This is a genomic window from Erythrobacter donghaensis (assembly GCF_001557325.1).
Taxonomy (GTDB): domain Bacteria; phylum Pseudomonadota; class Alphaproteobacteria; order Sphingomonadales; family Sphingomonadaceae; genus Erythrobacter; species Erythrobacter donghaensis_B.
In genome coordinates this window covers 1-10,789 of the sequence record NZ_LSJS01000316.1, presented here as the reverse complement: position 1 = coordinate 10,789, position 10,789 = coordinate 1, and the positions used below count along the sequence as shown (strand labels likewise).

General features: G+C 68.2%; 9 protein-coding genes. 4 read left to right on the top strand and 5 right to left on the bottom strand.

Annotated elements, in window-relative coordinates; all coding sequences use genetic code 11:
* Positions 1 to 88: 88 nt before the first annotated feature.
* A complete protein-coding gene (locus AX692_RS18270) occupies positions 89 to 838 on the top strand; it encodes a molybdopterin-dependent oxidoreductase (protein WP_073975698.1) in 750 nt (249 codons plus the stop codon).
* Here the strand turns inward: AX692_RS18270 and AX692_RS18265 are convergent.
* Positions 835 to 1,269, bottom strand: coding sequence for a DUF1801 domain-containing protein (locus AX692_RS18265; protein WP_073975699.1), 435 nt, complete (start codon positions 1,267 to 1,269; stop codon positions 835 to 837). The genes AX692_RS18270 and AX692_RS18265 overlap by 4 nt on opposite strands.
* A 90-nt stretch (positions 1,270 to 1,359) precedes the next feature.
* Between AX692_RS18265 and AX692_RS18260 the strand changes: the two genes are divergently transcribed.
* Positions 1,360 to 2,586 carry an SAM-dependent methyltransferase gene (locus AX692_RS18260; protein WP_073975700.1) on the top strand — a complete coding sequence of 409 codons (1,227 nt, stop codon included), beginning with the start codon at positions 1,360 to 1,362 and terminating at the stop codon, positions 2,584 to 2,586.
* Here AX692_RS18260 and AX692_RS18255 read toward each other — a convergent pair.
* On the bottom strand, positions 2,583 to 3,944 hold the full coding sequence (locus AX692_RS18255; RefSeq protein ID WP_081095456.1) for an acyltransferase family protein: 1,362 nt from the start codon (positions 3,942 to 3,944) through the stop codon (positions 2,583 to 2,585). The two genes, AX692_RS18260 and AX692_RS18255, sit on opposite strands and share 4 nt — an antisense overlap.
* Positions 3,945 to 4,119: 175 nt before the next feature.
* Here AX692_RS18255 and AX692_RS18250 point away from each other — a divergent pair, with 175 nt between their 5' ends.
* The gene (locus AX692_RS18250; RefSeq protein ID WP_073975709.1) at positions 4,120 to 5,334 is read left to right on the top strand and encodes an argininosuccinate synthase; all 1,215 of its coding nucleotides are present in this window, start codon (positions 4,120 to 4,122) and stop codon (positions 5,332 to 5,334) included.
* A gap of 986 nt (positions 5,335 to 6,320) precedes the next feature.
* Positions 6,321 to 6,875 (top strand): septal ring lytic transglycosylase RlpA family protein, encoded by a 555-nt coding sequence (locus AX692_RS18245; protein WP_081095455.1) that lies wholly within the window; start codon positions 6,321 to 6,323, stop codon positions 6,873 to 6,875.
* 10 nt (positions 6,876 to 6,885) lie between these two features.
* Here AX692_RS18245 and AX692_RS18240 read toward each other — a convergent pair whose 3' ends face one another.
* The 3 genes from AX692_RS18240 to AX692_RS18230 form a co-directional block, all read right to left on the bottom strand.
* Entirely contained in the window at positions 6,886 to 7,275 is a 390-nt protein-coding gene (locus AX692_RS18240) for a hypothetical protein (protein WP_155645015.1), read from the bottom strand.
* An 88-nt stretch (positions 7,276 to 7,363) separates the two neighbouring features.
* On the bottom strand, positions 7,364 to 9,415 hold the full coding sequence (locus AX692_RS18235; protein ID WP_155645016.1) for a hypothetical protein: 2,052 nt from the start codon (positions 9,413 to 9,415) through the stop codon (positions 7,364 to 7,366).
* 41 nt (positions 9,416 to 9,456) lie between these two features.
* Positions 9,457 to 10,404, bottom strand: a complete 948-nt coding sequence (locus AX692_RS18230; protein ID WP_073975704.1) for a hypothetical protein — start codon at positions 10,402 to 10,404, stop codon at positions 9,457 to 9,459.
* Positions 10,405 to 10,789 lie beyond the last annotated feature (385 nt).

The following is a 10,789-nucleotide window of genomic DNA, read 5'->3' as shown; positions in this document are numbered from 1 at the left end:
GGCGGCAAGCGGCCCGCCGAGGGTGCGGCCGAGGCACCTCCTGCGCCGCAACCCGTCCCTGCTGCCGCCGAAGAAGGAGCCCCCGCCCATGGTTGACCTGCCGCGCCGTTCGCTGCTTGCCGGGATCGCTGCCCTGGGCGCTTCGGCCTGCGCCAAGATCAACGACAGCGAGGCGGCCGGCGACCTGTTCAAGGCGGCCGAGGACGGCCATCGCGTGCTCCACCGCGCGCTCGCGGGCAAGCAGGGCCTCGCCAAGGAGTTCCGCCCCGACCAGCGCTCGCCCACCTTCCGCGGCAACGGCTCGGTGACGGTCGCCGATCCCTTCTATCAGGACCAGCTCGCCAAGGGCTTCCCCGACTGGAAGCTCGAAGTGCGCGGGCTGGTCGAAAAGCCGCTGGCGCTGGGCCTTGCCGACCTCAAGGCGCTCCCCCAGCGCACCCAGATCACCCGCCACGACTGTGTCGAGGGCTGGAGCGCGATCGGCGAGTGGCAGGGGGTGCAGCTCGGCCACTTGCTCGATGCCGCCAAGGTCAAGGAATCGGCCAAATTCATCGTCTTCCGCTGCGCCGACGTGCTCTATGGTCGCGACTATTACGAGAGCATCGACATGGTCGATGCCTATCACCCGCAGACGATCATCGCCCACAGCCTCAACGGCGAGCCCCTGCCCGAAAAGAACGGCGCGCCGCTCAGGATGCGGATCGAGCGTCAGCTCGGCTACAAGCAGGCCAAGTATGTCAAGGCGATCGAAGCGGTCACCAGCTTCGCCCAGATCGGCCAGGGCGGCGGCGGGTTCTGGGAGGATGTCGCGGGCTACCAGTGGTATGCGGGGGTCTAATCAGGCCAGCGTGCGAATGACCGTTTCCAGCCCAGTGCGATCATCTGCTCCACAACGTCCAGGTCGATGTCGGCGAGCTTGTTTACATAGAGGCACGCCTTGCCGCGCGAATGCTTTCCCAGCCGCGCCAGCAGCGCCGCGAAAGCAGCTTCTTCGTCAGCGTCGCCGCAATCCATGATGTAGAGCGAATGCTTCGCCTTGCGCGGGCTGAAGCCGGCCCGGAAAAAGGTGCCGCCATGGCCACTGGCATAACGGTAAGTGTAGCGGCCATAGCCGATCATCGTGGGCCCCCACATCTTCGGCTCTTGTGCAGTGACCTTGCGAAACAGCGCATCGAGCACCCGCGCATCCTCGCGCTTGGCAGGCGGCTCGACGCCTGCGATGAAGGTGTCGACCGCAACCTCGGTGATCGTCGTCTTCGCTTCGGCCATGTCCCCTTCCCCTTCACGCCAAGTCGATGATTTTGCGAAAGCCGCCCCTCCGGCTAAGCCTACCCCCGAAGCATCCTAGAAAGGAGCACCATGAGCAAGCCTCTCCTCGACCGTTTCCTGTCCCGTGCCGTCAGGCAGGGCCGCCTCGGCATCGTCTTTGCCGATGGCTCGGCCAGCACCTATGGCACCAGCGCCGAGGGCTTTCCCGAGATCGTGCTGCGCTTCACCGATGCGGCCGTGCCGCGCGACATCATCCTCGATCCCCGGCTGGGCGCGGCGGAGGCCTTCATCGACGGGCGGCTGCTGATCGAGGAGGGCGACGTGATGGGCCTCGTCAGCCTCTTGAGAATGAACGACCGCTGGGAGCGCGGCGACGACAATCTGCGCCCGAGTGCCTTCAAACGCCTTGCCAACCGCGCCAGCTTTGCCGCCGAGCAGATCAACAACCGCGTCGGCTCGAAGAAGAACGTCGCGCACCACTACGACATCGGCAATGATCTCTACGCGCTGATGCTCGATGCCGAGCACTGGCAGTATTCCTGCGCCTATTGGGCCGAGGGCGTGACCACGCTGGCGGGGGCGCAGGAAGCGAAGCTCAGGCACATCGCCAGAAAGCTGCACCTGTCGCCCGGGCAGGAGGTGCTCGACATCGGCTGCGGGTGGGGCGGGATGGCGATCCATCTCGCGCGCGAACACGATGTCCGCGTCACCGGGATCACCCTGTCGGAAGAACAGGCCGCGCTCGCCCGCCAGCGCGTGCGCGAGGCGGGGGTGGCGGACAAGGTGACGATCAGCCTCGAGGATTACCGCGACACTGCCGCCTCAGGGCGCAAGTTCGACCGGATCGTCTCGGTCGGCATGTTCGAGCATGTCGGCCGCGCGCAGTTCGAGACCTTCTTCGAAGCCTGCGCGCGGATGCTGGCCGAGGACGGCGTGATGCTGCTCCATACCATCGGCCGCTTCGGCTCGCCCGGCACCACCGATGCCTTCACCCGCAAGTACATCTTCCCCGGCGGCTATATCCCGGCCCTGTCCGAGACCGTCGCGGCGAGCGAGAAGTTCCGCCTCATCGCGAGCGACGTGGAGACCTTGCGCCTCCACTACGCGCACACCATCCGCGCGTGGTATGCCAACTGCATGGCGCACCGCGAGAAGATCATCGCGCTTTATGACGAGCGGTTCTTCCGGATGTGGACCTTCTACCTCGCGGGCGCGGCGACCGTGTTCGAGCATGGGGGGATGGGCAATTACCAGATCCAGTACATCCGCTCGCGCCGCGCGCTGCCGGTCACCCGGGACTATCTGATCGGAAGCTAGCCCATCTCGTGCGCGCCGGGGCGCTGGCGCGGGCGATAGACCGGGCCGAAGCCCATCATCGCCGCGCCCGCCAGCGGCAGCGCGATCACCCACCAGCGGATGCCGGAGAGCGAGTCCGGGCTGGTGATGGTCAGTCCCGCGGTCGCGCCCAGCCCCGCGCAGATCGCCAGCACGCCGACCACCGCGCGCAGGCGCGGCACGGTGCGCCCGCCGCGCACGGGGCCGAAGCTCCTCTCGTGGCGCGCGAAGATGCCGATCAGCGGCAGCAGTGCGACGATGTAGACCGCGATCCAGATCGGCCGCGTCACCCACCACTCGCCCGTCCCCGGCACCGGGCCGAGGCCCCAGCCCCCGAGGAGCAGCCAGTCGACCGTCATCACCAGCACGAAGGCGGTAAGGTGCCACAGGTAGACCGTCATGATCATCCCGTTCATCAGGACCGTGGCGGCCCAGACGGTGACGTTCTCGAGCATCCGCCGCCCCGCGCGCTCCAGCGCCAGCACCAGCCCCACCTGCACGCCCCCCAGCGCAAGCAGCGCCAGCGTCGGCGGGAGCGAGTTGGAGAAGCCTCCGGGCGCCGAGACCATCGAGACCGGATAGAAGCCGAAGACGGTGATCCGCACGAGGATCGCCAGCGACACCGCGAAGAAGCCCCAGGCGAACAGCGGGCGCTCGAACTTGCCCGCCCGCCAGGCGAAACCCAGCTGGTGGATCGCGAGGAACACCCACAGGAAATTGGTGAAGTTGACGTAAGGAACCTTCATCGTGAAGGTCAGCCAGTCGGTCAGCATCGCAAGCGGCACGAACAGCGCCACGCTGCCCCAGCCCAGCCGGTTCCAGAGCCGCTGGGCGAGCGGCGTGAAGGCGGTCACCAGCAGGTATACCGCGAGGAACCATACCGGGATCAGCGCGGCCTCGGTCGCCATGCGGATCTGGGTGCGCGGCAGGCCGACCTGCGTCATCACCACCGCGAGCCCTGCCCACAGCAGGAGCACCGGGAAGGTGGGCGTGATCAGGCGCTGCACCCGGCTCGCCAGCCAGTCGCGGTAGACGCCCGCCTGATCGGCCGCGGCCTTCCTCGTGGTCGCCTCCCAGCTCACCTGGTTGGCATAGCCGCCGACGAGGAAGAACACCGGCATCACCTGGAACCCCCATGTGAGCCAGTGCGCCCAGTCGGAGACCGAAAGCAGATCGCCGCGCCGCAGCTCGCCGGCGGCGTCGATGTAGAGCCCGGCCATCAGCCAGTGCCCGAACACCACCGCCATGATCGAGATCGCCCGCAGGAAATCGACCCAGCGGTTGCGCTCCGGCGGGGTCATCACCGCCAGTTCGCGCGCCTTGCTCCACATTGTCAGCATTCATCGACCCCCGTTTGCCCCGCGCGGGACATCGCCTCGCGCACGACATATCAGGTAGTTCTTAGCAGTCGATTGCCAAGAGGCCGCCCGAAGGGTGCGCATGCCACAGCGCGATTGCCCCTTCGCCCCCACGCTGATAGGGGCGCGCGCAAGCATACCCAAGGAACCTCTCGCCATGCCCCAGAAAGTCGTCCTCGCCTATTCGGGCGGTCTCGATACCAGCGTCATCGCCAAGTGGCTGAGCGTCGAGCGCGGGCTGGAAGTCGTGACCTTCACCGCCGACTTGGGGCAAGGCGAGGAGATCGAGCCTGCACGCGCGAAGGCCCGGGCCATGGGCATTCCCGACGATCACATCTTCATCGAGGACGTGCGCGAGGAATTCGTGCGCGATTTCGTCTTCCCGATGATGCGCGCCAATGCCCGCTATGAGGGCGACTACCTGCTCGGCACCTCGATCGCGCGGCCGCTGATCTCCAAGCGCCTGGTCGAGATCGCGCACCAGACCGGCGCCGATTTCATCGCCCACGGCGCGACCGGCAAGGGCAATGACCAGGTGCGCTTCGAGCTTTCCGCCTATGCGCTCGATCCCGACATCAAGGTGATCGCCCCGTGGCGCGAATGGGACCTGACCAGCCGCACGGCCCTCATCGCATGGGCGGAAAAGCACCAGATCCAGGTCCCCAAGGACAAGCGCGGCGACAGCCCGTTCTCGACCGACGCGAACCTCCTCCACACCTCGTCCGAGGGCAAGGTGCTCGAGGATCCGTGGGAGGAGACGCCCGACTACGTCTACAGCCGCACGGTCGACCCCGAGGACGCGCCCGACGTGCCCGAATACATCACGGTGGATTTCGAGAAGGGTGACGGGGTTGCCCTCAATGGCGAAGCCATGAGCCCCGCCACGCTGCTGGCCGCACTCAATGACTTGGGCCGCAAGCACGGGATCGGGCGGCTCGACCTCGTCGAGAACCGCTTCGTGGGCATGAAGAGCCGCGGGATGTACGAGACGCCTGGCGGCGAGATCTACGCCCGCGCGCATCGCGGGATCGAACAGATCACGCTCGATCGCGGCGCGGCGCATCTCAAGGACGAGCTGATGCCGAAATATGCCGAGCTCATCTACAACGGCTTCTGGTTCAGCCCCGAGCGCGAGATGCTGCAGGCGGCGATCGACCACTCGCAGGACAAGGTCACGGGCACGGTGCGGCTCAAGCTCTACAAGGGGCTCGCGAGCGTGGTGGGCAGGAAGTCGCCTTTCTCGCTCTATTCCGAAGCCCACGTCACCTTCGAGGATGACGCCGGGGCCTATGATCAGAAGGACGCGGAAGGCTTCATCAAGCTGAACGGCCTGCGCCTGAGATTGCTGTCGCGCCGCAACCGCGACGCCTGATCCGAGCCGCCAAATAGGGGAAAACCGAGTCGCTGCGCTCGCCGCAGCCGCTCGGAGCCTCTAATGTGACAGTTTGAAGGCGGCCGTGTGCCCGCGCCTTGCTCCGCTTTGCGACAATTGCGACGAAGCGTTGAGTTATCCACTCGCGTCCACAGGACAATCGTTTGGAAGTGGAAAAGTCGGGCTTCGGAATGTTGTCAGATCGCCGATTCAGGCGCACTTTCAACTTGTCTTCGGGACACGAAGCGACGGGAACGGTAGGCCGCAAGGCCCTGAAGTTGCCGGAGAATTCATCCCGAGGGTGGCGGTGACATCTGTCCACGCGCCGGTCTGGAGACGGCATGCAGGAGGCTTCGGCCAAAGGCAAGTCGGCTCAATTCAAGGATCGGAGCGACGCGGTGGCACCGGGCAGGCGGAGAACCTGGCTCGAAGGCAAGTGCAGCGGAAACGGCGAAAGCCCCCAGCCGCAGCCTTGGCGGAAGGTAAAGGGACGAAGCCTCGGCCGATGCGAGTGCAGAGGCGGCGGCACGCAGGAAGGCTTCGGCCGGACAGCGGACGCAGGCCCGCAGGAGCGGAAGCCGGATGCCGGCGCGAGCGCCGGTGACAAATCTCCCGCAGGCCGGCCGCAAGGTGCAGGCAGCAGGAGGCTAGACATCGGGCGCCAAGCATGGCCCGCAAAGCGACGGAAGCCGAAGGTTCGCCGGAGGCATCGGAAGCGGAACGGATCATCCACACGCCGGTGAGAGTGGGGTCGGCAGCAATGCCGGCCCCATTTGCTTCGGGCGCCCCGCGCTGGCCCTACACTCACCCCGCGCCCCAGCCGCGAGTCGCACTGCGGAAAATCCGTCGAACTGCCCCCGCGCCGAGCGCCCGTATCAACGGCTCATCGCGTTTGGCGAGCGGCTCGTGCCTCAGGCGAAGCGATCGGGCGACGAAATCCTAACCTGGTTTGCCATCGGCCGAAGCGACCCTGTATCGGCGCGGCCATGCGGACGGGAATTCGCATAGATGGCCTCGATGCCCTGCTGACCGACCGGCGTCCCGCGCCCCGCGGGCTCCTCACGTGGGCGCTGGCGGGCCTTGCCGGCCTCGCCCCGCTCACCGCCTCCACCGCCGCCCCGGAGGCGCCCGCGCCGTCGGCCGCGAGCAGCGCCGTGGTCGAGCTCGTCCCGCTCCAGCCCGCCGCCGAGGCGATCGCCGCCCCGGTGAGCGACGAGGCACCGGCCCCCTCGGCCCCGCAGGAAGCCGTCCTCGGCCGCGGCAGCGCCTCCTACTACGCCGCCCGGTTCGATGGCCGCCGCACCGCCAGCGGTGAGCGGTTCGACAATGGGGCGATGACCGCCGCCCACCGCAGCCTGCCCTTCGGCACCCTCGTGCGCGTCACCAACCTCGCCAACGGCCGCAGCGTGATCGTGCGGATCAATGACCGCGGGCCTTTCAGCCGCGACCGGATGATCGACGTCAGCCGCGCCGCCGCGAGCGAGCTCGGGCTCGTCGCGCGCGGGCACGGCATGGTCGAGCTGGCACTGATCGCCGACTGACGGTGCGCGCTCAGGGGTTGGCCGAATAGGTCATCCCGAGTGCGGAGGTGTCGCCGGTGATCCTGAGCTTCAGCCGCGCCATCCGTGCATCGGAGGTGTTGCGCAGCAGCGCCTGCTCGCCGGGGCCGAATGCCGCGTCCACGCTCGCTCCCGGCTCGACCCTGCCCTTGACGACCGCCGCAGCGGCCGCGCCCTTGGCGAGCACCACGATCGCGACCGGCCCGGTGTTGCGGCCGGTCACCGTGAAGCCGCCGCGCTGCCCGCCGCCGAGTTCGAAGGTCTGCCCCGCCTCGATCTGGAGGTTCGAGGTGATCTCGCCCGCGCTGACGGCGGTGGTCGCTGCGAGCCCGGCGAGCGCGGCGGCGAAAAGGCGGAATGCGGATCCGGGGTTCGAAAGCATCGTCGGGCTCTCCTTGTGCATTGTCCCGCCCGCCCCAGCTACGCCGCGTGCCGGAAGATGGATGCAGGCACGCTGCCGGTGACGCGGTTCAGCTTCGGAACAGGTAGAGCACCGGGGGAACGAGCTTGCGCCAGGCGAGGATGGCGACCGGGATCAGCGCCGCTACCCCGCCCGTGATGGCAAGGTCGCCCGCCACGCTGCCCCAGTCGAAGCGCGCGTCCTCGCCCTGCATCAGCTGGTCAATCTGGAACACGACCTGCGCCACCCCGGCGAGGCCCACCACCCCGAACACCAGCGTCATGAAGCGGTTGCGGCGCTCTTCCTCATCGGTCTCGGCTTCGGCGCGCACGCGCTGGATGTCGCGCGTGCTCTCGTCGAGCGCCGCCAGAGCCTTGTCGAGCGCCGCGGACAGCCGCGATGTGCCGCGCAGGCGCTCGAGCTCGGTGAAGACGTCGCGCTCGGTATCATAGCGGAACGGGTTGAAATAGCGGTGCCGGTCGAAGTGCTCGAAGGCGGCGATGCGGTACCAGTTGATCCATTCCTCGGCCTCGCTCACGAGCTGGCCAATGCGGCGCGGCCGTAGCCGCTCGGCCTGCGCCGCACGCAGATAGCTGTTGACCTTCTCGACCACTGCAAAGGCCAGCTTCTCCTGATCCCGCGTCAGGCGCTCGTTGTGCATCGCCAGCACGTGGATGAGGAAGGCATAGGGACAGGTGCCGATGAAGTCGTTTCCCACCTCGAGGGTGCGCGAGCGCTGGACATAGGTGATCAGGCAGCGCGGGTTGGCGTAGCGGACAAAGAAGCCCTCGCTCTGCTGCTCGTCCGAGCTGGGATAGATCGGATCGAGGCTGTCGAGCACCTCGGAGGCGTCCTGGTTGGTCCAGTCGATGATGTTCTGGTTGAAGCCGGCGAGGAACAGGTAGAACAACCGGTCGACCGGCCCCGGGCTTCCGTCGGCAGCCCGCGTCCCGCCCGGATCGGGCGCCAGCATCCGCGCCCAGTAGTCGGAGCCGAGGATCGTGACCTTCTGCGCCGGATCGCGCGGATCGCTCACCGTCTCGCCATGGGCATCGATCAGCGCCGGATAGCCCGCGAACAGATCGTCGCGCACCCGGGTGCGGCGGTTCGCCAGTTCGCCGTCGGTATCCTTGGGCTGGATCAGCTTGAAGAAGGCCTCGTCACGCAGAAAGAAGTTCGAGCGCGTGTCGAGGCAGAACAGCCCGGGTATCTCGTTGATGACGATATGCGGGCACAGGCCCAACAGCTCGACGTCGACCATGTCCCTGTCGTGCACCGCCGCGATCGTGCCCTTGTCGCTTTGGAACCAGTGGTCGACCACGTCCCAGAACAGGTGCGGCTGATCGGACGGTTCCATGCCCGGATCGACCAAGCGCAGTTCGAACAGCTCGTCGGACCGGCACTCGCCCGCCTCCCCGCCCTCTCCGCAGGGACCGCTCCGCATCTCGCTCTCCTTGGGATAGGCGAGCTTCTGCATCAGCGAGAGCAGGTAGAGGCCCGAGGGCACCCGCTTCGCCTCGAGCGCTGCCGCGAAGCCAGCATTGCGGTACATGACCTCGAAGCTGATGTGCCATGACATCGCGCCGTTGCCGTGCAGGTACCAGAAGCGCGTGACATGGATCGGGAAGCGCGCATCCTCGGGTGCGATCGGCACCGCGAAGGTGCGCCCCTCGGTCGACCAGCGCACCAGATCGGGAAGCACGAAGGCGGCATCCTGCGTGGGCGCGACCGCGAACAGCTGGTCCTCGATCCGGCCGAGGCGTGACCGGTCGGCGATGTCGTTGAACAGCGGGTTGATGGCGCGCCGCAGCGCCTTGGTCCGGGCATGCTCCGGATCCAGTGCGTCGGCGGCCCTGGCCCGCGAGCGGCTGTCGAAGGGCGGCAGCTCGCGCAGGTGGTCGAGCCTCCGGGTTCCGCCGTCGACCGCCCAATCGGGATGCTCGACGAAGTAGCGCGCGAGGTCGAAATCCTCCGCCAGCGCATCGCGCGCCTCGTCCGTCGATTCGCGGCCGGAAGGGTCGGGCTTGAGCGGCATCGCCAGATCGTGCCCGATGATCTGCGGCCGGCTGATGTAGAAGGACAAGGTCCAGTAGGCCGTGCCGTTCTCCGTCGGTCGCCGCACGGGCCCTGCCGCAGACGGCGCACTGGCCGGACTGTCCCCCATCACCGCTCCCCCTGGTGCAAGGCCCCCCTCGCGAACGCCCGCAAGGTGCCCCCGCTCGGGCGCGAATGCAAGGCTCGCAGCCTTGCGATCGCCGGGGCCATCGGCAGCAGCGCCACCTCCTTGCCCGCCGCCGCCAGCGCCGCCAGCTCCTCCAGCTGCCGCCCTGCCACCGGATCGGCAGCCGGATCCCCGCCTTTGAGCACCGAAATGCCGAAGAAGCTCTCGAGGTGGGCGCGCAGATAGCCTGCGTCCACCGTGCCGCGCGCCAGGTTCATCACCGCATAGGCGAGCCCGTCATCGTTCCCCTGCCCGGCCGAGAGCGCGGGCTGGACGTAGCCGAAATCGACCAGCTGCGCCCCCATGTGCGCCCACACCGCCAGCCGGTCGACCTGGTCGATCCCGGCATGCTGGCTGTCGGCGGCATACTCGGCATCGCTGAGGCGCAGCGGATCGTTCTGCTCGATGAACATCGCGGGCGCGCCCGCCTCGCTGGGCAGGTCGACGGCGATGTTGCCGAGCCGCCCCACCTCTTCCTTGAGCAGCCGCGCGAGGCCCCTGCCGCGCGCGGCCGGCTCGACGAACAGGTAATTGAGCGCGATCGCCACGCGCGGGTGATCGGCAGGCGCGGTGTCGATGCGGGTGGCCAGGAAGTTCGCCCCGCCCAGCAGCGCCCCGCTCGCGGCCTCCTCGATCACCACCACGAGTTCGCGGTGCAGCCGCCCGAAGCGGCGGCGCGAGGCGGGATTGGCCGCGAGGCAGGCGCGAAAGCCCTCGAGCTCCTCGCGCTCGTCGGGCAGCACGAAGGCACGGTCATAGCCGGCCATGAAGCGCTCGAGCAGCGGCGAATCCGGCCGTTCGGTCGCGCGCAGCAGCACGCCGCCGCCCGCCTCGCGCGTCCAGCGCGCGTCATCGCTCCATGCGCTGGCGGGGGCGGAGGGATCGTCCATCCGCCCTCAATATGGGCAATGCGGACGCGAATAAAGAGCATCCGGGAGGCGCGGGGGCGCGAGCGCCGATCCTCCCCTTCAGGGTAGCGGGTGCACCGAAGGGGGCGGAGGGGCGGGCGAGGCTGATCCGAACGCCCAGCCGCCGCGCAGGCCCGCCCCCAACCCATCACGCAGGCGGGAGGGGCGTATCGGCGTCAACAATCCCCCTCGCGCTTGCGGGGAGCCGCAGGCGTGGCGCAGCCACAGCGGCCAGGGGTGGGCCCGAGCGAAGCGAGCCCCCTCACCCCCCGCGCCAGCGCGGCCCCATCACCACCCGCTCATTGGCGAGGATCTCCGCCTTGCGCGCGTCGCTCATCGGAGGATTCCCCCCGACCCGCCCCGCCGC

Excerpts from the sequence above, each read along its gene's own strand:
- AX692_RS18240 (WP_155645015.1), bottom strand. The coding sequence starts at position 7,275 with ATGCTTTCGAACCCCGGATCCGCATTCCGCCTTTTCGCCGCCGCGCTC.
- AX692_RS18245 (WP_081095455.1), top strand. The coding sequence starts at position 6,321 with ATGCGGACGGGAATTCGCATAGATGGCCTCGATGCCCTGCTGACCGAC.
- AX692_RS18265 (WP_073975699.1), bottom strand. The coding sequence starts at position 1,269 with ATGGCCGAAGCGAAGACGACGATCACCGAGGTTGCGGTCGACACCTTC.
- AX692_RS18230 (WP_073975704.1), bottom strand. The coding sequence starts at position 10,404 with ATGGACGATCCCTCCGCCCCCGCCAGCGCATGGAGCGATGACGCGCGC.
- AX692_RS18255 (WP_081095456.1), bottom strand. The coding sequence starts at position 3,944 with ATGCTGACAATGTGGAGCAAGGCGCGCGAACTGGCGGTGATGACCCCG.
- AX692_RS18250 (WP_073975709.1), top strand. The coding sequence starts at position 4,120 with ATGCCCCAGAAAGTCGTCCTCGCCTATTCGGGCGGTCTCGATACCAGC.
- AX692_RS18270 (WP_073975698.1), top strand. The coding sequence starts at position 89 with ATGGTTGACCTGCCGCGCCGTTCGCTGCTTGCCGGGATCGCTGCCCTG.
- AX692_RS18260 (WP_073975700.1), top strand. The coding sequence starts at position 1,360 with ATGAGCAAGCCTCTCCTCGACCGTTTCCTGTCCCGTGCCGTCAGGCAG.